Source organism: Achromobacter sp. DH1f, assembly GCF_000633435.1.
Taxonomy (GTDB): Bacteria; Pseudomonadota; Gammaproteobacteria; order Burkholderiales; family Burkholderiaceae_B; genus Achromobacter; species Achromobacter deleyi.
This window is the reverse complement of record NZ_AYMF01000008.1, coordinates 15,194-35,962: the sequence shown is the minus strand read 5'-3', so window position 1 is coordinate 35,962 and position 20,769 is coordinate 15,194. Positions and strand designations below refer to the sequence as shown.

Annotated in this window: 22 protein-coding genes and 1 riboswitch; of the genes, 5 read left to right on the top strand and 17 right to left on the bottom strand. The window is 62.9% G+C overall.

Annotated elements, in window-relative coordinates; all coding sequences use genetic code 11:
- Positions 1-78 precede the first annotated feature (78 nt).
- Positions 79-939: an NmrA family NAD(P)-binding protein gene (locus U858_RS0106620; protein WP_025136382.1), complete on the top strand. Its 861-nt coding sequence runs from the start codon at positions 79-81 to the stop codon at positions 937-939.
- Here U858_RS0106620 and U858_RS0106615 read toward each other — a convergent pair.
- A complete protein-coding gene (locus U858_RS0106615; RefSeq protein WP_025136381.1) occupies positions 936-1,421 on the bottom strand; it encodes an Rrf2 family transcriptional regulator in 486 nt (161 codons plus the stop codon). The two genes, U858_RS0106620 and U858_RS0106615, sit on opposite strands and share 4 nt — an antisense overlap.
- A gap of 95 nt (positions 1,422-1,516) precedes the next feature.
- Between U858_RS0106615 and U858_RS0106610 the strand changes: the two genes are divergently transcribed.
- Positions 1,517-2,452 carry an NAD(P)/FAD-dependent oxidoreductase gene (locus U858_RS0106610; RefSeq protein WP_025136380.1) on the top strand — a complete coding sequence of 312 codons (936 nt, stop codon included), beginning with the start codon at positions 1,517-1,519 and terminating at the stop codon, positions 2,450-2,452.
- A 62-nt stretch (positions 2,453-2,514) separates the two neighbouring features.
- On the opposite strand, the gene U858_RS0106605 is transcribed toward U858_RS0106610, so the two are convergent.
- Together U858_RS0106605 and U858_RS0106600 are read right to left on the bottom strand one after the other, a co-directional pair.
- On the bottom strand, positions 2,515-3,897 hold the full coding sequence (locus tag U858_RS0106605) for a hypothetical protein (RefSeq protein ID WP_081821559.1): 1,383 nt from the start codon (positions 3,895-3,897) through the stop codon (positions 2,515-2,517).
- Positions 3,894-4,529, bottom strand: a complete 636-nt coding sequence (locus U858_RS0106600; protein ID WP_025136378.1) for a DUF2971 domain-containing protein — start codon at positions 4,527-4,529, stop codon at positions 3,894-3,896. The genes U858_RS0106605 and U858_RS0106600 overlap by 4 nt, the downstream gene beginning before the upstream one ends.
- A 90-nt stretch (positions 4,530-4,619) precedes the next feature.
- On the opposite strand from U858_RS0106600, the gene U858_RS0106595 reads away from it, so the two are divergent.
- Positions 4,620-5,087: a hypothetical protein gene (locus U858_RS0106595; RefSeq protein WP_025136377.1), complete on the top strand. Its 468-nt coding sequence runs from the start codon at positions 4,620-4,622 to the stop codon at positions 5,085-5,087.
- Positions 5,088-5,098: 11 nt separating this feature from the next.
- Here U858_RS0106595 and U858_RS0106590 read toward each other — a convergent pair whose 3' ends face one another.
- Positions 5,099-6,073 (bottom strand): dienelactone hydrolase, encoded by a 975-nt coding sequence (locus tag U858_RS0106590; protein WP_025136376.1) that lies wholly within the window; start codon positions 6,071-6,073, stop codon positions 5,099-5,101.
- A 202-nt stretch (positions 6,074-6,275) separates the two neighbouring features.
- On the opposite strand from U858_RS0106590, the gene U858_RS0106585 reads away from it, so the two are divergent.
- Complete coding sequence (locus U858_RS0106585; RefSeq protein WP_025136375.1) at positions 6,276-7,430, top strand: porin; 1,155 nt, start codon at positions 6,276-6,278, stop codon at positions 7,428-7,430.
- Between the two features lie 207 nt (positions 7,431-7,637).
- Here the strand turns inward: U858_RS0106585 and U858_RS35595 are convergent, their stop codons facing one another.
- The 6 genes from U858_RS35595 to U858_RS0106560 form a co-directional block, all read right to left on the bottom strand.
- Positions 7,638-8,549: a hypothetical protein gene (locus tag U858_RS35595; RefSeq protein WP_157838781.1), complete on the bottom strand. Its 912-nt coding sequence runs from the start codon at positions 8,547-8,549 to the stop codon at positions 7,638-7,640.
- Between the two features lie 1,410 nt (positions 8,550-9,959).
- Positions 9,960-10,367, bottom strand: coding sequence for a VOC family protein (locus U858_RS0106580; protein WP_025136374.1), 408 nt, complete (start codon positions 10,365-10,367; stop codon positions 9,960-9,962).
- Positions 10,364-10,852 carry a helix-turn-helix transcriptional regulator gene (locus U858_RS0106575; protein WP_025136373.1) on the bottom strand — a complete coding sequence of 163 codons (489 nt, stop codon included), beginning with the start codon at positions 10,850-10,852 and terminating at the stop codon, positions 10,364-10,366. The genes U858_RS0106580 and U858_RS0106575 overlap by 4 nt, the downstream gene beginning before the upstream one ends.
- A gap of 10 nt (positions 10,853-10,862) precedes the next feature.
- The gene (locus U858_RS0106570; protein WP_025136372.1) at positions 10,863-11,489 is read right to left on the bottom strand and encodes a class I SAM-dependent methyltransferase; all 627 of its coding nucleotides are present in this window, start codon (positions 11,487-11,489) and stop codon (positions 10,863-10,865) included.
- Between the two features lie 48 nt (positions 11,490-11,537).
- Entirely contained in the window at positions 11,538-12,239 is a 702-nt protein-coding gene (locus tag U858_RS0106565) for a hypothetical protein (RefSeq protein WP_025136371.1), read from the bottom strand.
- Between the two features lie 80 nt (positions 12,240-12,319).
- Positions 12,320-13,600, bottom strand: a complete 1,281-nt coding sequence (locus U858_RS0106560) for a hypothetical protein (RefSeq protein WP_025136370.1) — start codon at positions 13,598-13,600, stop codon at positions 12,320-12,322.
- 262 nt (positions 13,601-13,862) lie between these two features.
- On the opposite strand from U858_RS0106560, the gene U858_RS0106555 reads away from it, so the two are divergent.
- Positions 13,863-14,342 (top strand): hypothetical protein, encoded by a 480-nt coding sequence (locus U858_RS0106555; RefSeq protein WP_025136369.1) that lies wholly within the window; start codon positions 13,863-13,865, stop codon positions 14,340-14,342.
- A 27-nt stretch (positions 14,343-14,369) separates the two neighbouring features.
- Here the strand turns inward: U858_RS0106555 and U858_RS0106550 are convergent, their stop codons facing one another.
- The 7 genes from U858_RS0106550 to U858_RS0106520 all read right to left on the bottom strand — a co-directional run bounded on the left by U858_RS0106550 (position 14,370) and on the right by U858_RS0106520 (position 20,757).
- On the bottom strand, positions 14,370-14,987 hold the full coding sequence (locus U858_RS0106550; protein WP_025136368.1) for a histidine phosphatase family protein: 618 nt from the start codon (positions 14,985-14,987) through the stop codon (positions 14,370-14,372).
- Entirely contained in the window at positions 14,984-16,336 is a 1,353-nt protein-coding gene (locus U858_RS0106545) for a voltage-gated chloride channel family protein (RefSeq protein ID WP_025136367.1), read from the bottom strand. Before U858_RS0106545 ends, U858_RS0106550 begins: the two co-directional genes overlap by 4 nt.
- Positions 16,337-16,452: 116 nt before the next feature.
- A riboswitch (Fluoride riboswitch) is annotated at positions 16,453-16,521 on the bottom strand.
- 97 nt (positions 16,522-16,618) lie between these two features.
- Positions 16,619-16,981, bottom strand: coding sequence for a winged helix-turn-helix domain-containing protein (locus tag U858_RS0106540; protein ID WP_025136366.1), 363 nt, complete (start codon positions 16,979-16,981; stop codon positions 16,619-16,621).
- A gap of 18 nt (positions 16,982-16,999) precedes the next feature.
- Positions 17,000-17,320, bottom strand: a complete 321-nt coding sequence (locus U858_RS0106535) for a DUF4148 domain-containing protein (RefSeq protein ID WP_025136365.1) — start codon at positions 17,318-17,320, stop codon at positions 17,000-17,002.
- 197 nt (positions 17,321-17,517) lie between these two features.
- The gene (locus U858_RS35590) at positions 17,518-18,423 is read right to left on the bottom strand and encodes a hypothetical protein (RefSeq protein ID WP_157838780.1); all 906 of its coding nucleotides are present in this window, start codon (positions 18,421-18,423) and stop codon (positions 17,518-17,520) included.
- Positions 18,424-18,603: 180 nt separating this feature from the next.
- A complete protein-coding gene (locus U858_RS0106525; protein WP_025136364.1) occupies positions 18,604-20,334 on the bottom strand; it encodes an ABC transporter substrate-binding protein in 1,731 nt (576 codons plus the stop codon).
- 114 nt (positions 20,335-20,448) lie between these two features.
- Complete coding sequence (locus U858_RS0106520) at positions 20,449-20,757, bottom strand: DUF2160 domain-containing protein (RefSeq protein WP_025136363.1); 309 nt, start codon at positions 20,755-20,757, stop codon at positions 20,449-20,451.
- Positions 20,758-20,769 lie beyond the last annotated feature (12 nt).

The window sequence follows — 20,769 nt, the reverse complement described above, 5'->3', positions numbered from 1 at the left end:
TCTCTCAACAAAGGCCGAGCACTACGATTTGCCCCGGCGTGATCGATCCGCATCGCGCCAGTGTCTGGAGAACCCCTCATGTATGCCATTACCGGAATCAGCGGCAAGGTCGGCGGCGTTGTCGCCGAGACCCTGCTGCAAGCAGGCCTGCCCGTGCGCGCCGTGCTGCGCAACCCTGCCAACGCTGCCGCCTGGGCCGCCCGCGGCTGCGACATCGCCATCGCCGACATGACCGACGCGGCGGCGTTGGCCCGCGCCTTCGAAAACGTGGACGGCGCGTTCATCCTGCCGCCGCCCCAATTCGACCCCGCGCCCGGCTTTCCCGAAGCGCGCGCCGCCATCGACGCGGTGGCCTCGGCCATCGCGCTGGGGCAGCCGCGCCAGGTCGTGTGCCTGTCGACCATCGGCGCGCAATCGACGCAGCAGAACCTGCTGACCCAGCGCACGCTGATGGAACAGGCGCTGCGGCGCCTGCCCGTGCCCATGACCTTTCTGCGGCCGGGCTGGTTCATGGAGAACTTCGCGTGGGACGTGGCGTCGGCGCGCGATGACGGCCTGATCGCATCCTTCCTGCAACCGCTGGACCGCGCCATTCCGATGGTGGCAACCGCCGACGTCGGCCGCATCGCCGCGCAGTTGCTGCAAGACACCTGGACGGGCCTGCGCGTGGTCGAGCTGGAAGGCCCGCAGCGCATCAGCCCGAACGATGCCGGCCGCGCCTTTGCCGACGCGCTGGGCACGCCCGTGTCGGTGCAGGCCGTGCCGCGTGAAACCTGGGGCGCTCTGTTCACCGCCCAGGGCATGAAAGAGCCGATGCCGCGCATTCAGATGCTCGATGGCTTCAACGAAGGCTGGATCGACTTCGCAGGCCCGCGCGACAGCATCTTGAAGGGCCAGGTGACGCTGGCCGATGTGGTGCGGGGGTTGATCGCGCCCTAGCCGCAGTGCTGCTTGCCGTCCGGGTGATGGCCGGGCAGGCGCCGATCGCATTCCGGGTGCTGCTTCAGGCGTTCCTGGAAGTCGCGCGCCAGCTGGTCGATGCTGATCGTCGCAAAACGTTCGAGAAGCAGGCGGCGCGATTCGACCAGCGCGCCTTCCAGCCCGGCGTTCACCGCCTGTTCGACCAGGCATTCGGGTTCGCTGTCGGCCAGCCCCAGCGCGAAGATGGGCGGCTCGCCCAGCGCCTGGTAGACGTCCAGCAGCGTCAGGTCGGCCAGCTTGCGCGTCAGCACCCAGCCGCCGCCATGGCCTTTTTCGGACTGCACGTAGCCGTGCTCGCGCAGGCCGGACATCATCCGGCGCACCACCACGGGGTTGGTATTGAGCATCTTGCCGATGGTCTCGGAGGTCAGCGGCGCATCGTGCTCGGCCATGTGGATCAGCACGTGCAGCATGCGTGACAGGCGGTTGTCGCTACGCATCGGGGAAGGTTCCTGGGCCTTTGATCGAAACATTATAAGTTGCGTGAAAAGCAAAGTCCGCCGTATCATGCAACTTTTAAAGTATCGAGAAAGCCATGCAACTGGAAATCCAGCCCCCGCGCTACGACGCCGTCATCGTCGGCGGCAGCTTCGCCGGCCTGTCCGCCGCCATGCAACTGGCCCGCGCCCGCCGCCGCATCGCGCTGGTGGACGCCGGCCTGCCGCGCAACCGCTACGCCGCGCATTCGCATGGTTTCCTGGGCCTGGACGGCAAATCGCCCGCCGAGATCGTGCGCATCGGCCGCCATCAACTGGCCGCCTACGGCACGGTGGATTTCGTCGATGGCACCGCCACCCTTGCCGAGGAATCGGCCGGGCGCTTCCTGGTCACGATGGATGACGGCCGCGTGCTGCACGCGTCCCGTCTGGTCCTGGCGACCGGCATGCGAGACGAACTGCCGGCCCTGCCCGGCCTGCAGGAACGCTGGGGCCAGACGGTGCTGCATTGCCCCTACTGCCATGGCTACGAAGTGGCTGACCGCCCGCTGGGCGTGCTGGCGGCGCATCCGCTGTCGGCCCACCAGGCCGCGCTGCTGCCCGACTGGGGCCCCACCACGTATTTCACGCAAGGCGAATTCGAACCCGACGCCGAACAGGCGGCGCTGCTGGCGGCGCGCGGCGTGCGTATCGAACGCACGCCCGTGGTGGGCCTGCTGGGCCAGGCGCCGCAGATCGACGCGGTGCAGTTGGCCGATGGCCGCCGCCTGCTGATCAATGCGATTTTCGTGGCCGCGCGCGTCCACATGGCCAGCCCGCTGGCCATGCAGCTGGGCTGCGCCTTCGATGAAGGACCGATGGGGCCTTACCTGCGGGTCGATGACTTCAAGCAGACGACGGTGCCGGGCGTGTTCGCGGCGGGGGACGCCACCTTGCCGATGGCCAACGCTACGCTTGCCAGCGCTTCGGGCGTCATGGCGGGCGGCGGCGTGCACAATTCGCTGGTGCGCGCCGCGCTGCGCAGCCTGGGCTGACAAAGGGTCAGGCAGAGGCGTCTGGCGGCAGCGTTGTTGTTATCGGGCCGCCCAGCGCCCGCTCAGGTGCACTGCCAAAGATGCCCGCTGACGCGGCAATCCGCGCACCAGAAGGTGTAGTTGCAGCCGCCGCTGCCCCACGACCATTCGCCGCCGCCTTCCTGCGGCAGGTCAGAATCCAGCTGCATCGCAAACGCCATGCGGGTGTCGCAATCGGGACACGGCGGGTATTCGCCCTGCTGCACCCAGCTGGGCGGGCCGCCCACGCGGCTCAGGTTCTGGCGCCCGTTGGAATCGCCCCAGTCCTGCCAGGTCCAGCGCTTGGGCGCCTGGAACAGCGTCACGTCCGCTTCCAGCAACGGCCCGGTCGGAAACTCGGGTACAAGCGGGTCGTCCCGGCGCTGCGATGGATGCGCCTGCGGCGCGCCCTGACCGTCGTGCAGAAAGAACAGCACTTCGGCATCCGCCTCCCAGCCTTGGCACGACAGGCAGGTGGCCAATTCCAAAGGCGTCGCGCAATCGATGCCGGCTTGCGCCGGTTGCGGCAAGGCCAGCAGGCGGTGCAGCGGGCCGTGGCACAGGCCACAAGTGGCGGTCAGGGTGCCGCCCATGCGGCCGGCGGCGACCGCGGGCGCTTCGGCCTGTGATACGTGCCCGGCGGCTGACGCGACAACCGCGACGGGCGGCGCAGCGTTCACGGCCCCCCACGTCGGATGCAGGCGCTGGATATCGCGCCGCCAGGCCGCCTGAGAAGCCAGCATCGATTTGCGCTGAGCCGCGCTGAAACGAATGTGCAGCGGCTGTTCGCCATGCAGCGCCCGGGCCTGCCCGTTGTCCTCGGCATAGCCCACCGCCATCAGCCAATAGATGCCGTTGGATTCATCCTGCGGCGCGAACACGCGCCGCCAGGCCTGCAGCACCAGATCCGGATGGCGCGAATGCAGCACGGCGCGGGCCTTCAGGTATTCCAATGACCCGTCTTCGGCCTGCGGACCGACATCCGCCAGCCACGCGCGGGCCGTGTCGGCATCCAGCGCACGCCAGGCCAGGTCCACGCCAAAGCGCGGGCCGCCCTGCCCCTGGTGCGCGGCCGCGAGCAGATGATCCCAATCGTCGGCGAAAACCTCGGGCCATTGCGCCGCGGCGCAGTCCAGCACTTCGGACAAGCCGCTGCCTGTCTCGCCACGCCGGGACCGCTGCCAGGCCTGGCGCAGCACGTCGGCCTGCGTGACGTCGTCCATCAGGTCCAGCGCAGCGTCGATGAAGGTGGCGTGTTCCAGGCCGCGGTCCAGGAACAATCGGACCAGCTCGCCCAGAGCCAGGGGATCTTCCTGCCGCAGCCGCAGCACCTGGCCCATGGGGTCGTTGTTCTTCCAGCCTCGTTGCTGGAATGCCTCTACGATTTCAAAGGGCGACATCAGGCCATCCGCCCGCATGTCCGTCATGCCGGCTCCTTGCGGCCCGCACTGGCGAATTTCTTCCAGTCTTCGTTATCCACCAGGGTGGACCGGAACACGCGCAGCTTCTCGCAGCCCTTGATGGCCTTGAGCACCTTCTTGACCTGGTCGCACACCGTGGCCGGCAGCCATGGGCTAAGGGTGACGCGCTTGATGGCCGCCAGTTCCACCGGTACCCGCAGCACCGGCGTGTCGCGCGTCTTGCGGCACACGAACAGGCGGAATTCCTTTTCGTCGCGAAAGGCGTGGCGTTTGAGAAACGGCAGGTCAGCGTCGGCCGGCGGCTGCTCGCGCAGCGACTTGATGGTGCGGTATTGCACGGTCTCGGCACGCATATCGGGCACACCGGCCACCTGCGCCACCAGCTTTTCCTTGTCGAATTCGATGCAGACCCCGCCGCTGCCGTGCGAGAACACGCGCCAGTGATGGTAGGTTTCGGACGCCTCGGCCAGGCACAAGGCGTAGATGCCCTGCAAGCGCTTGGCCCGCGCATATTCCTCGATGTAGAACGAATCGTTGCGATCATCCCACGCCTTCGGATTGAGCAGTGCCAGTTCGCCGGACTGGAGAAAATCGATCAGATAGGGAAGCTCGGTGTATCGGCGCAACGAGGTAGCCAAGGCGGCGCTCCGGAAAAAAAGCCAGGTGCCAGTCTACCCGTGCCATGCGCGCCACGCACGCTACACTGGCCGCTTCGCCAAGGAGACCCGATGCTTCAGAACGATAGCGAATCCCGTCGCACGCCCCGGCGCCGCGCACCCACCAGCCAGCGCTTCTGGTTCATCGCGCTGGGCGGCACGGTGGCCTCGTCCAGCTACCAGTTCATGCCCTTGCTGCAGGGCGATTTCTCGGTCTTGCAGAAGATGATCGTGCCGGCGGCCTTGCTGATCTGGCTGTACCGCGGTAGCGAATGGGCGCGTTGGCTGCTGATGCTGGTGCTGCTTGGCTTTGGCATCATGAACATGTACCTGGGCATCTCGCTGCTGGACTTACCCATCGGCTATTGGCTGAAGGTCTATGTGTTCAGCAGCTTCATGGTCGCCACCGGCCTGTACCTGGCGCTGGCCGGCAAGGATTTCCAGCACTATCGCAATTACGTCACCCAGCGCGACGGCCCGCGGGCCGCGGCCCGGCAGCGGGCGGCGCAGCAGGCTCGCCGCCAGGGGCCGGCGCGCTGACGCGCTTCGCGTCAGCGCAGTACCGACTGAAAGAACGCGATCACCTTCGCGTTGAATTCACGATGCCATGCCGCCCGGTCGAACCCGGGCGCATCGGCGCAGATCGCGGGCATGGCCTCGGCCTGCCCCGCCGAGCAAGGCGCCAGGAAGGCGAAATGCCCCGCGCCGTCGACCCGATGAAACTCGGCCTGCGGCAAACCCGCGCGCACGGCATCCACACTGGCCGGCGTGACGCCATCGCCGCCTTGCGCCGACGCCCATAACTGCACCGGAATCGACACCGCTTTGAGCGTGTCCGCCGTGAACGCATTGAGGGGGTCCGCGATGACCGCCGCGCGGATCCGTTCATCGCGCACATACGGCTGCGCGGCAATCTTGCCGTCGCGGATATCGCGGCACATCGGCAGCCCCGGTTCGCCCGCGCAAAGACTCAGCCCCTGCTTGAAATCGGGCACGGCCCCCGCCAGCACCAGCCCCGTATAGCCGCCCCGCGAGAACCCGAAGAACCCCACCCGGCCATCCAGTTGCGCCTTGCCCGGCCAGGCGCCGGTCAGGTAGTCGATCAGCCGCCGCATTTCGCGCGGGCGGGTCGAGAAGATCGACAGATACCCCTGGCGCGACTTGTCCAGCGCGTTGTCGCCCACATGGTTGATGGCCGCCACCACGAAGCCCGCGTCCGCCAGCGCCACCGCGGTGTCGTGATGGCCAATGAATGATCCGGCCGACCCGTGCGACATCACGATCAGCGGCTTGGCGCCCTCGGTCATCGGGCAGTCCAGCGTGGCCGCCATCTCGACGCGGCCGATCTTGACCTGGCCGGCCGGCGCCGCGCAGGGATACCAGATGCCACCCTGCAAGGCCGGCCCGTTCATGTCCATGGGCAGGTTCAGGCGCTGAAAGCCCGCGGCCTGGGCAGCGCCGGCAGATGCCAGCAACAGGGCCAGGCAGAGGCGAAGGGAATGAACGAAAGCGGCTGCGGCGGACATAGGGGCGACGAGTCTGGATGAAGGATCTAGCAGAAAACCATGACCCGCTGTGAGACGGGCCGCGATCGGAATTGTCATTTTAATGTTCGCGAACTGTCGGTCCGCGGCGGTCAGACTTTGATTCGCCACGCGGCAGGACGTCAAGCCTTCCGTCTGCGTGGCGCATCCGCTTCTTTCCTGCTTTCCGCCTCCGGAGCTCTTCATGAAAAAACTCTTCGTCGCCGCGGCCGCCACCGCCCTGTCCGGCGCGGCGTCCGCGCAATCGTCGGTCACGCTGTACGGCCTGATCGACACCGGCATCGGCTACGCCAACGTCGACGGCACCTACACCGACCCCGCCACCGGTCGCCGCACCAGCATCGACAACAGTCGCATCGGGTCCACCACCGGCACCACCGCCGGCTCGCGCTGGGGCCTGCGCGGCAAGGAAGACCTGGGCGACGGCCTGTACGCCGTGTTCCAGCTGGAATCCGGCTTTGACAGCCGCAACGGCAGCTCGCTGCAGAACAATCGCCTGTTCGGCCGCGAAGCCACCGTCGGCCTGGGCAGCGCCGAGTGGGGCGAAATCCGCCTGGGCCGCCAGTACAACGTGGCCGCGCGCTACTTCTCGGGCATGTTCGGGTCGTCGTTCGGCGGCGGCTTCAACCAGCTCAGCACCGGCGCTGGCCTGGGCTTCAGCTCGGCCTACTACGTGCGCTACGACAACCTGGTCGTCTATGAAACCCCATCCCTGGGCGGCTTCAAGGCCGCCGTCGGCTACGCCTTCAACGCCGACGACCGCCGCACCGCGCAGACCGGCTTCGCCACCGCCGACAACACCCGCGCCATCACGGCCGGGCTGCGCTACGACAACGGCCCGCTCATGGGCTTTGCCACCTACGACCAGCTCAACGCATCCAACCAGCTCAGCCAGAACCAGGTCGACGCCACGCCGCGCTCGTACATCGTCGGCGGCTCGTACGACTTCGAGGTCTTCAAAGTCGCGCTGGCCTACAACCGCATCACCGACGGCTGGTTCGCCGGCAAGAGCCTGCCCAACGGCGGCAGCATCGGCACATTCACCGGCACGCCGTCGTACGCATTCGCCAAGGGCTTCCGGTCCAATTCCTACATGCTGGCCGTGGCCGCGCCCGTGGGCAAATCCGGCGGCGCATTCGCGTCGTGGCAGCGGGCCGATGCCAACAGCAAGCAGCTGACCGGCGGAGATTCGGCCAGCAACACCTACAGCCTGGGCTACAACTACAACCTGTCCAAACGCACGGACTTGTATGCCGTCGCGTCGTATACGACGAACTGGGCATTCCTGGACAACGCCAAGGCCACCGAAGTCAACATGGGCATCCGGCACCGGTTCTAGGGGCGGCAAGTCATAACAGGCTGTTGATGGCGAAGGCTGATTTGATGACGCCAGACTCCGCGAAGGGAGGGATGGCGCGTCGACGCGCGCTGCCGGGGGACCGGGGCGCGCTTTTTTTCATTAAGTGCATTAAAAATGACATCAGCAACGGGCACCAATAATCGAAGTATCTTTATATATTATAAAAATAATATTATATAAAATAATTTATTCGAAAGATTTTTCCAACTTCTCAAGCATACCCAACCACTGAGCCACCGCAGCATCACTACTCACAGCCTTCGACTTGACAAGAAATCTTTCTTTAGCCTGAGAAAATATTTCAGGATGACGCCCCACGACCACCGCGCGTCGCCCGCCGCCTTCCGGCTTAACACTCTTATATCCAATCAACCCGCAAGAACTGAGACAAACAAAAAAACCAAAAAAATAATCAACTTTTTCATTACCAAAAACCTGAGCCGAGAACTCAAAAGGTTTTCCAGTTTTTTTGGATAAAAAACAAGCATACATAACCAAATATCCCCACGGCGAAGAACGTGCCATTAGAGAGGTAGCAATCTCGGCCTGAGCGCCCTCACTTACTACATTCTTTTCCTCATTGCGTAATTGGCCAGCTCCACTCGATGCAGAAAATTCATCAAATCTTTTTCCCAATGCGCCTATTTCCTCAGGAATGCTGGGAAGTATCGATGCCATACTCTGCGTCGACTCCTGCAAAGATCTTGCCGTTTTCGATAACTCCGATATCTCGAGGGTCAAGCTTTCCACAAGACCCGAAAGTGATTTACTACTTTCCGCTGACTCGTTCGCCACACCATCCACAGTCTGTAAAACAGTCGTCAGCTTCGAGGCGGCCTCTTTCGACTGATCGACTGAATTAACTAGTGCCCCAGTTGTTCTCGACAGAGAATCATTAGAAACAAACGCATATATGATCGCCAACAACCCAAGAACGAGCGAAGTTATTGTGGCCGCAGTACTTAAATAATCAGTAAATTTTGGCTGCTCGGTAAACTTCACAGTAGCCAATAGAATAACCGACACCCCCAAAATAAGAGTGACATAAAAAAAATGAACTCCCAATGAACCACATTTGGTGCTATCGATTAATTTCATTTTATTTATAAACCAATCAAATTATAATTTTTTATTTAAAAAACAACTACCCCGGAAATATTCATAAATTATTTATTTACAAACAATTTCGGACTAGCCATCTCCTGCGCAGTTCACACGTACAGATCAAAAAGCATTAGTCGACCTACATAGATAGAGATATATGCCATAAACGTGTTGTTTTCAATTTCCCGACATCAAATTTCCAATTTCGAAAAATTTCAAACATTGCAATAGCGTCACTTTGATATCCTGGGCCTCAAAAACGCCCCTCGAAAATACGCGGATTCAAAGCCCATTCACCAAGAATATCATTATTTAGGCATGGCCACTTATTACGCGAATATTTATCCCATTCACCCCCCCCCAAAAACAACCATCCAATGACTTATTCTTATACCCAGGGAACACTTAATTTCTAGCATTCCATTTCTCAAGAGCTTGGTTTTCACTACCAACAACGGTTCGAGAGAACTGCTCTACTTATGAATTCTCAATCATCTCGACCATCAACCGGCCTTTCACTCAAGAGCGATTTTCTCAAATTCGAGATAATTAAAATTCGGGTTTCAATACAAAGCCATCACATTTATTTGGCTCTTTGCAATACGTCGCACTCCAAATACAGTGAAAGTGATCAATCCGGGAACAAGGGTCATCAGTCAATCATCGGTTCGTTCAACTACTTGCGAATCACGGAGGAGTTGCTCTTCGGGCATAGTGTATATGCCGAACCGTCTAGCCGATCAAGTTCCTACTGCCGAAGCTCACGCGCTTATCGGCAGCCGGTAGTTCACCGTTGAGATCGCGCTTGACGAGATAGACCAACACTTCGGCCGCTTCATTGGGCTCCCTCTTGTACTAAGTGATTTGCGTATCGGACAAGTTTTCCGGCTCCGCCCTGCTATATGAGGTGGTCAGATGGTAGGTGTAACGCCCAGCCCACTACGTTTCGGTATAGTCCAAGTGCGTCTTCAGATCAAAAGGCGCAACGCCCCCTCCCCCCGAGAAGCTTGAGGCCCGCGGCCAGCCCTGCGCTAGCAGCCACAGGCGGCGGATAGGCGTGCAAAATGGATTTTTTATATTGATCTGTCGTGTCGTGTGACACGCACGAAATGTTCATACGACCAAAGAATGGCCTAGAGAAATGCTGCCGCCATCGGTGTGCGTAAAATGCGGCGCGTCTCTTTGACACTGCCAAAGGCGTGGTTGTCTTGAGCCCGGGCGCGCAGTGAGTAGCCCGAACGGCCATTGTCACAACAATAGAGTGCAGAAACCGGATTTAGCTGATCCGTCAAGAAATAATCGGGTTAATGGGCTTTTGCCATCAACTCCGATTTCGCAAATGATTGGATATATTTTCTAACGAATTTTGCTTGGCTAGCCCTCCAGATATCCCCTCACGTACAGCTACCCCCGGGCCTGAATCATCTTCCAGCCATTGCCTGCCGGGTCCCGAAACCCCGCATCCACGCTGCCATACCGCTCTGTCGGTTCCTCGGTGAACTCCACGCCCAACGCCTTGTACTTGGCATAGCTGGCGCGGCAATCGGCCACCGACAGCACCAGCGTGGGCATGGCGCCCTTGGCGACCATGGCCCGCAGGGTTTGCGCGGTGGCCTCGTCGTGAACGGGCGGGCCCGGACGCAGCAGGCCCAGCTGAAACGACGGCTGGTCCGGGTGCTGGACGGTCAGCCAGCGGTACGGGCCGTTACGCACGTCGGTGTGGACGCGAAACCCCAGCTTGTCGACATAGAATTTCAGCGCTTCGTCCTGGTCGTCGACGTAGATGCCTGCAGTATTGATGCCTTCGCTCATGATTGCTCCTTGGGTAAAGACCGCACTGTATTGCTGGCCAGGCGGCGGCGCTTCTCCAAAACTGCCATGGTGAGATCGGGACGCAGCACCGCCTTCACGACGCAGGCGGGAACCTGGTCCAGCTCGGCCATGCCGGCCCGGACCTCGGCGCGCAGGTCGCTGGGGGTGCGGCCGGTCACGTCGCGGAAAATGCGGCCAAATGTGCCCAGGCTTTCCCAACCGGTGGCGAACGCGATGTCGGTAATCGGCAGGTCGGTGTCGCGCAACAAGGCGGTGGCCTGCTCGATGCGGCGCGTCAGCAGGTAGCGGTGCGGTGGCAGGCCGAAGGCGCGCTTGAAGGAACGGGCGAAATAGGCTTCTGACACGCCGCTGACCTCGGCCAGCCGGTTGATGGGCCACGCCTGATGCGACGCCGCGTCCATCCGGTCTTTGGCGCGCAGCAGGCGGCGCAACAGCACCGGGTCCAACAAGGGCGCATCCGTCATCGGGTTGCTCCTATCCGTGGCGATCAACCTGCCGCGCCAGCCAGATCGTCGCGCCGCCGCAGGTCGGATCGTTTGCCACATGCCGCACGACATCAAAGCCATTGTCGGCCAGCAGTTGGCGATACTCGGCCGGGTCCAGGCTGCCGTGGTAAAGCGGCCGGCCTTCGAACTGGCCGATGGCGTGCCCCTGCGCGGGGCCGCTGGTGAACATCAAGGCCGCGCCCGGTGCGGCCAGGCGGCGAAACCGGGCGAACATCGGCCGCTGGTCGTCGGGGGTCAGATGGAAAAAGCTGTGCCAGGCAATCACGCCCTGGAACGTGTCGGGACACGAAAACTGCCGCATGTCGGCGGCAATCCAGCGATGTTCGGGAAACGTCGCCTGGGCGATATCCAGCAGCGGCTGTGACGTATCCACCCCCGTGATGCGGCAGCCCTGCTCGATCAGGTGCCGTGCGATCGGGGTGCCGGCGCCGCAACCCAGGTCCAGCACCCGTGGCGCGGCGCCCGCCGGCATCAGACTAAGAAAGTCCGCCAGCCAGGCCCGTTCGATCAAGGCATGCGCGCGGCGCAGTGTCTCGAACGCGGCGGCATGGTCCTGATACAGCGCAATCACGTCATCGGCAGCGGGGTGGGACATGTTCAGGTTCCGGGAAGTCGGGACGGAGCGGCAACGCCTGCCCGGCCCTCAGCGATTGATCAGCAGCGAATACACGGGCGGCGTCTGCGTCGCGTCGACGAAGACAAAGGCCGTGCCGTCCGAGCAGAAGTTGGCGACTTCCTGGTAACCGCCGTCTTGCATCGGCACGCAATTGTCGATCTGCAACAGCAGGCGCCCTGGCGGCACGCCCTGTGCGCCGTTGGCGGTCCAGTACGGTACGCCGTTGTACTTGGTGCGCCACTCGGTGGCCCAGTCATGGGGATGCGCGATGTCGTCGGGCAGGTCGTCGTGGCGACCGTAGTCGTAGAAATCCGCTTCCAGTTCGGGCGGGGCGCCATCGTCGTCGATGCGCCAGCGGGCAATGCCCAATTCCGGGATCAGTTCGGGCAAGCCGTCTTCGGCGTGTTCGGGCGGGGCCGTGGGGGCATCGCCCAGCGCGGCGCGCGGCAGGCTGAAGACGGCATTGGCGCCGCCGTCGCTTTCCCAGAAGCTGCAAATGCTGTCCCATTCGCACTTGAAGGCGAACAGGACTTCGCCCGCGGGGATATCCAGGTCGGGCGCATTGGCCTCGGCCGATTGCCCCGGGGCTTGCGCCAGAAAGCTCATGGCCCGGCCGCATTCCCGGCATATCGGCCAGTGTGCGATGGGCAGCCCCCACGGCAAGCCGCCCAGCTTGTGCACGAGACCGGGCGCCGCGCCGTCGCAGAACGTGGGGTAATGGCTTTTCATCGAAACACCTGTGGGGTCAATGGAACTGCCAACTATATCCGCTGCCATCGGCCCTGTGCTGACACGGCGGTGACCGGTCACTACACTTCTTCGATGCGCACCTTGGGCGCGAACGGCGTACCCAGATCCAGCGTACGGTAGATGCGCTCCAGAATACGCTGACGCCGCGTCGGACGCCCCAGGCGCCAGCGCGTGTCCAGATACAGCAGCGGCACCGCGAAGCAGGCCCAGACGAACAGCAGGATCGCGAACAGGAATGCCGCCAGCTCCGGCAGGTCGGCATGCTCTTGCGGCGATCCGCCGAAATGAAGAAAGCCCACGACCACCAGCCAGGTGACCAGCAGCAGGCTGCCCAGCAGCGCCAGCATCGGCACGCGCTGACTCAAGCCGACGCCGACCGGGCCGATCCGGGTATGGGCACCGCGAAAGTGCCGATGACAGACATAGACGCGGTCATCTTCGCGATTGCGCAGGCCGTAGACCAGCCGGTGCGGCCCTGCGCCGGGAATCTCGCCGGCGTAGGCGGCCAATTCGACGCGGTCGCCCTCGGCCAGGAAAGGCTGGACGTTGCCCAGGTCTTCGCCGACATGCAAGGCGTAGGGCTGACGGCCGACCTGAAAGCGGTAGACGCCGGCGCTGGGACGGTGCCGCGTCCCGGGCCGCGCCTCGTGAGTCAAGGACGTCAATACGCCGTGTACATGGAGGATCTCGGGCGATGCATCGGCGACGAGTCGTTCACTGACCTGCGGTTCGGCAAGCCGTTGCTTGTCTGCCTGCAGCGCCGAGGCGGCGGCGGAAACGGCGGCGGAAACGGCGGCACCCAGCGAGACCGGCCTGCCCTGTTGCTGGCGATACCCCGCCTCGCTCTGCAAGATGGCCGGCCGGTGCAGGCGGTTGTCCCACAGGCCGTATAGGGAACTGCCCGCCAGGATCAGCGCGAACAGCGCCACCGTCAACGCCACCACCAGCATCAGCACCTGCACGAAGGACCCCAGGTCCAGCAGGAAGCAGCCCCCGATCAACGCGGCCGCCAGCGCGGTGCTGATGCCGATGCTGCGCCAGGCGCGGCGCCGCAGGTCCACGTAGTAGCGCGGCGGGATGCCCGGACCTTGCGCGGCGGATAGCCAAGAAAAGTGCCGCAGCGACTGCGGGCCATCCAGCACGCCGACGCGTACGGGCACGCCTTGCTCCTGCAGGCCCCGCAACGTACGAATGTCGGCGGCGCTCTCGAAGGCGCCAAACACCGACACCCCATTCACCACGATATGGACGTTGCCTCGGACAAGCGGCACGGCGACACGCATCTGCTCGATGCGGCCTTCGACAATGGCGGCGGTGGTGGCGGGCGTGCGCTTGAACATGGAGCAAATGGCCGCGGCGGCAGGCGGGAAAAGCGCACAGCATACCGCAGGGCATCATGGGCAAGCGGTCGATGGCATACCGTTACCGCGGTCGCGGTTCTGAGCGATTTTTCTCATCAATCAGCGAATTTATTTCATTTCACCTGTAGCGGGTAGCGGCGTAAAAATGAGGCGTCGACATCAACACGCCGTCTGCATCGCCGCGCTTTTGACAAAGCCTGACAGCCCCCCGCCGCCCTGCCCGCCTGCAAGGAGCCTCACCATGAACATCGCCCTGGAACGCCTGGCCAGCCAGCTGGACCTGGACGCCCCCGCCCACGCGCCCCTGCGCCTGGCCTTCGCCCACGCCTGTACGCAGCGGGTCGAACACCTGCTGGAAGACCCGCAGGCCATCGCCTGCCTGGCGACGCTGGGCCGCTATCTCGCGGGCGCCGCCACCGACGTGCAATTGGCCGACGCCTCTGCCCTGGCCGCGCAACTGGCCAACCATCACCCCGGCTCGACCTCCATTGACGGCTGCGGCCATGCTGCCGTCTCCGCGACATACGCCGTCGCCGCCGCGCTGGCCGGCAAGGCGCTGCGCGCCGCGGAATACGCCGCCTACGCCGCCGTGTACGGCCAGGGCGGTTACGGAGCAATCTCGGACCCGGACGCATTCACCATCGAATTCGCCTGGCAGGCCGACACGCTGGCGGCGTTGGCGGCCCGCGAGACCCCGCAGGCCAGCGCCGAGCACGCCTGATCCCGAACGGCCACGCCACCCTGGCCGCTACACGATGCCCTCGGTATGCAGGGTCTCGTTCAGCCGATGCAGCGTGAAGGTCTCGCCGTCGATGTCGATTTCATTGACGCAGCACGGCTGCTGCTTGATGCGCCAGTAGCGCGACAAGGGCAGCCCCAGCGCCTGCAACAGCAGGATGCGGTTGATGCTGTCGTGCCCCACCAGCACCACGGTCTGCCCGGCGTGCGCCTGCATCACGTACTGCAGCACGCCGATGCCTCGCGCCAGCACGCCAGCCAGCGTCTCGCCACCCGGAATCGCCGCCAGGTCGGGCGCTTGCCGCCATAGCCGATGCTGCTCGGGCCAGCGGGCGCGCACCTCTTCGTGGGTCAGCCCCTGCCATTCGCCGTAATCGGTGTCGGCCAAGGCGTCGAGAATGCCGGCGCTGGCACCCGTTGCGCTGGCGATTTCGGCGCCCGTGCGCACGCAGCGCGACAGCGGGCTGGTGTACAGGGCATCAGGCCGCCACGACTTGGCGACGCGTGCGCCCAACGCACGGGCCTGGCGCTGCCCCAGATCGGACAGCGGCACCTCTGCCCGGCCCCGGAACCGTTCCGGTGAAATCCAGTCGACGTGGCCATGGCGGGCCAGGATGATCTTGGTCATGTGCGCTTCTCCTGTTGATGGCGCGAAAGTGGCCGGGCCGATGCCGCCTTGGCGGCGACAGCGTGAACGCCCGGCGGCGGGTCTGACAAGGATAAGTCGGCCGAACCGCCGCCCTGCCCTTGCCGGTGATGCTTGCGATGGCCGACACGCTGGGCCCGGTAGATGCCGGCGTGCCCGGAAAACAGATAGGCCGTGACGCAGCCGATGGCCGCCAGCGGGCCGATGTCGGCGCCGAACAGTTCCATGGCCATCAGCGTGGTCGCGATCGGTGTGTTGGCCGCGCCGGCAAACACCGCCACGAAGCCGATACCGGCCATCATCGCGAACGGCATGTGCAAGAGCGGCGCCAGCGCATTGCCCAGCGTGGCGCCGATGTAGAACAGTGGCGTGACTTCCCCGCCCTTGAAGCCCGTGCCCAGCGAGGCTACGGTAAAGGCGAACTTGCCCAGGAAGTCCCACGGCGCCATCGGCGCCTGAAACGAACGCACGATGTCGGGAATGCCCAGCCCGATGTAGCGGTAGGCGTCCAGTGCCCACACCGCCGTCGCGATGACGACGCCGCCCGCCACCGGGCGCAGCGGCGCGTAGGCGATGGCCTGCCTGACCGCGGCCGCCAGCTTGTGCACGGCCGCCGCAAACAACATGCCGACCAGGCCAAATACGATGCCCGCCGCAAACACCGCCGCCACGCTGGCCACGCCCACGGGGGCGATCGCGCCGATCGCATACGCCGTGTGGTGAATGCCCCAGGCCAGGCAGACCTGGTCGGCCACGATGCTGGCGACCAGGCAGGGAAACAGCGCGTCGTAGCGCATGCGGCCGATGGCCAGCACCTCCAGCCCGAACACCGCGCCGGCCAGGGGCGTGCCGAACACCGACGAAAAGCCGGCGCTGATGCCCGACATCAGCAACACCCGGCGGTCTTCGCGTTCCAGCCGGAGCAGGCGCGTCAGCTGGTCCGCCAGCGCGCCGCCCATCTGCACCGCGGTGCCTTCGCGCCCGACCGACGCACCGAACAGATGCGACACGACCGTGCCGCCCAGCACCAGCGGCACCATGCGCAGCGGCACGACCTTCTTGGGGTCATGAATCTCATCGATGATGAGGTTGTTGCCGGCATCCACCGACTTGCCCAGCCGGTGGTACACGTAGCCCACCGCAAAGCCGGCCACCGGCAGCAGCCAGATCACCCAGGCGTGGGTTTGCCGCCAACCGGTGGCCAGGTCCAGGGCAACCAGGAAGATCGCCGACGCGCAGCCGGCCAGCGCGCCGACCAGGGACGCAATCGCGAACCACTTGCCGGCGTAGGGCAAGAGTTCAAAGGGTTCTACACGGGGAAATCGCGGCATGGGTCATGGCTCGAAAGGACTCGGGCTGACCAATGGTTCAAGGCTGAACAGAAGCCGCAGATGAAGCCAAAAAAGAGGCCAAAAATGCGAACGCCTACAGCCCCGACGTTGGTCAGGTTTCTGTAGGCGTCATCAACCGCGCAAGGCGCGGTGGTTAAAGGAGGAACACCATCTCCATTGGCAGGAATATAGCCGAAGGCGGCGTGGCCTGCCAAGATGCCGATGAGCTGGCCCCATAACCAGGCGGGTGGCTGCCGCGCGACCTGGGCCGGACGCGCGCCGTCACAGCGGCCCGGCGGCCAGCATGAAGCTGCCGCCGCGGATCACGTGCAGCAGCCGCGGCCGGCAGCCGCCATCGACCTTCTTGCGCAACCGCCGCATGGCGATGGCCACCGCCTGGCACTTGACGTGCTGTGGCCCGTGGACATGCGCCTTGGTCTTCCAGACCTGCTCGGCCAGCTGCCAGCTGGTGAACACCGCGCCCGGGCTGCCCATCAGCAAGGCCAGCAGCCCGAATTCCTTGGGCGTCAACAGCAGCGCCTGGCCGTCGCGCCACGCCCGAAAGCGCAGCAGGTCCAGCTCCAGGTCCGCAAATTGCAGCCTGTCGCCGGACTCGGGCATGCCAGTGAGCAGGATGTGGCTCACGTCCAGGCCCTCTCGCGGCTAGCGGCGCGCGTCGGTCTGGCGCTGCACCTCGGCCTGGTAATCCGGCCCCGTGCGCAGCCGCACATATTCCGAGAACGCGGCCTTGTATTCCGGGCTGTAGATATCCGGCGTGGCCTCGCCGCGCCAGAACCGGTCCACCCCGGCCCGCTTCCACAGCGCCAGATCGGCCAGCACTTCGGCGCGGGTCAACGACTGGCCATACGGACTGGTCAACGCCGTGGCCGGCGCCCCGGCCGATGCCACCGGCTGCGCCAGCGCGGCGCCCGACACGCCCGTCGCCAGGGCCAGGAACAAAGCGGTTTTACGAAGAATCTGCATGCTTCACACTCCTAAGAATCACGTTGGGTACTGCACGGAATTCATTCTAGGAAGGCGATGCAGACAGAAAGCGGATAGGGAGATTACGTTTTTGAAAGGTCAGCTATAGGCTCGCTAGAGGAAGCTTCTTGATGGAAAAACGGCACGTCCTGACCTGTAGCACAAAAAATAGGGACGCATTATCGCCCCCAAACCTATTAGATTTTCAAGCTGTCCTTCGATACAAAAATAATCGACACCCCAAGGTTATCGGCGTCCTCCTGCAATGCGGCTGGCACCGTTTTCGACGTCACCAAGACGGAGCGCCCATTCGGCACCAACCCTTTAATTTTCAGCTCGGCTCGCAGTAACGCTCGGTACTTTACGCATTGATAAATTCCGCGTTCCAAATCTGCATCATTAGATATTTCGGATTTGACTTCAACAGCAATGCAACCCTCACCATGCTGGAACAACACATCCACGCGATCACCTGAAGCGAACAGCCACTCAGTCTCTCCTCGCTGAAATTCTATTTTTGAAGCCAATACTTCAGGATGATCAGCCACCCATTCTTTTAATTTTCTATGAGCCTCGCTCTCCGGCTCACTGGACCATCCTGATTTGGTTGGCTCTCGATCGGAAGTCTCAACATCCTCGAGCGCCGGAATTGCGTCGACAATAGGCTTCAGACCATATCTTTTCAATACATCGCGCCATCCATCAAAACGCCATACTTCCTCAAACGTCTCCCACGCCATGGTTTGTCTATCACTGTCGCTGAGGCCACGTTTCGGTATGCCACGAAGATGATTAGTAATGTAGTAGTCGCAGCCACTCCCAGGTATGCCGGACTTTGCATTGACTATCAACGCATTAATCGGCGGATGTTTAACACCCGTTTCTTGTTCAGTTTCTATCATTGCGTCGCCAATGGCACCTGCCGGATGCCCATACACCACGACGTTGACATGATGTCCCCAACCTCTTCTTTGCAGTTCCTCGTCCAATTGCCCGTAGGTAATTGTCTTCTCGTTCTCGGCACACCAGACGAGTAAAGGCAATATTTTTCGCGCAATATCTTCAGTCCAGCGCTCGCCCTGTAGGGCTTCCGGCAATGGCATTTCGTTTCCAATAAAATATATAAAATAAAAACAATAACATACATTTTGTAATATTTTTCATATTACAAAAGCTAATCCGCATGTCTGCATCCCTCCGCCGACATACAAGCAGTAATTTCCGACCAAAGAAAACGCCACGAGTCCGTGGCGTTTTCTTTGATTAACCGAGGAATAGGCCCACTACCGCACCTTGCCCTCCTTCCAGGCTTCCAGCAGCTTTTCATAAGCCACCGTCTCGCCCTTGGGCTTTTCATTGCCCAGCTTCTTCCACGGCGCGTGTTGATCCGACAGCCACTTGTTCGGATCGCCCTTGGCGTTCAACTTGGGCGCGCATTGGGCCATGCCGGCGCGTTCCAGGCGGGCCATGACCTGGTCCATTTCATTGGCCAGGTTGTCCATGGCGGCCTGCGGGGTCTTCTCGCCCGTGACAGCGGTGGCGACGTTCTTCCACCATAGCTGGGCCAGCTTGGGGTAGTCGGGCACGTTGTTGCCGGTGGGGGTCCAGGCCACGCGTGCCGGGCTGCGGTAGAACTCGATCAGGCCGCCGTAGTTGGCCGCGTTCTTGGTGAAGTAGTCGCTGTGGATGTCGCTGTCGCGAATGAAGGTCAGGCCGGTGATGGACTTCTTGAGCGAGACCGACTTGGACGTGACGAACTGGGCGTACAGCCAGGCGGCGGCCATCTTGTCGGGGTTGGTGGACTTGAAGAAGGTCCACGAGCCGACGTCCTGGTAGCCGTTCTGCATGCCGTCCTTCCAGTACGGGCCATACGGCGACGGGGCCATGCGCCACTTGGGGGTGCCGTCTTCGTTGACGACCGGCAGGCCCTTCTTGGTCATGTCGGCGGTAAAGGCCGTGTACCAGAAGATCTGCTGGGCGATCTGGCCTTGCGCGGGCACGGGGCCAGATTCCGAGAAGGTCATGCCCATGGCCTGCTGCGGCGCGTACTTCTTCATCCAGTCGACGTACTTGGTCAGCGCGTAGACGGCGGCCGGGCTGTTGGTGGCGCCGCCGCGCGCGACTGACGCGCCCACGGGGGTGCACTTGTCGTCGGCGACGCGGATGCCCCATTCGTCCACTGGCAGGCCGTTGGGCAGGCCCTTGTCGGCGGCGCCGGCCATGGACAGCCACGCGTCGGTGAAGCGCCAGCCCAGCGACGGGTCTTTCTTGCCGTAGTCCATGTGGCCATAGACCTTCTTGCCGTCGATTTCCTTGACGTCGTTGGAGAAGAAGTCGGCGATGTCTTCGTAGGCGGACCAGTTGGTGGGCACGCCCAGGTCGTAGCCGTACTTGGCCTTGAACTTGTCTTTCAGGTCTTGCCGGGCGAACCAGTCGGCGCGGAACCAGTAGACGTTGGCGAATTGCTGGTCGGGCAGCTGGTACAGCTTGCCGTCCGGCGCGGTGGTGAACTTGGTGCCGATGAAGTCCTTCAGGTCCAGGCCCGGGTTGGTCCATTCCTTGCCGGCGCCGGCCATGTAGTCGGACAGCGGCAAGATGGCGCCGTAGCGGTAGTGGGTGCCGATCAGGTCGGAATCAGAGATCCAGCCGTCGTAGATGGATTTGCCGGACTGCATCGAGGTCTGCAGCTTCTCGACCACGTCGCCTTCCTGGATCAGGTCGTGGTTGACCTTGATGCCGGTGATTTCCGTGAAGGCCTTTGCCAGGGTCTTGGACTCGTATTCATGCGTGGTGATGGTTTCGGACACCACGTTGATTTCGGTGACGCCCTTGGCCTTGAGCTTGGCAGCGGTTTCGATGAACCACTTCATCTCGGCCATCTGCTGGTCTTTGGACAGGGACGACGGCTGGAATTCCGAATCGACCCACTTTTTCGCTTCCGGCTCGCCGGCCCAGGCTCCTGACGTACCGATCAGGGCGATGGCGGCCGCCATGGCGTGCATGCGCAATTTCATGACCTGTCTCCTCGATAAGTCTTCCCGTATCGTGCTGCGGACCGCTGGCCGGGGAAGACGCTGGCCGATAGTCCTTCCAAACCGCTGATGTCGCGCGGGGTTCTGTTGCCCCTTTCAGCCTTTTCTCATGATGAACGCCAGCAGCAGCATGGACAGCACGAAGCTGATCCACACTGATGGCGGCTCATCCAGCGAAAACCATTCCACCGCCTTCTGGCCGAAACCCAGGAACGCCAGGTTGAGCCAGGCCGCGGCCATCAAGCCGATGAACAGGCGGTCGCCGCGGGTGGTGCGCAGGGGCAGAAAGCCCTTGCGCTCGACCGTGGGCGCCTTCAGTTCCCAGACCGTCATGCCGATCAGCATCAGGACGATGCACGAGAAGAACACGGCGACCGGGGTGGTCCATACCATCCAGCTGAACATGTGCGCCCTCCC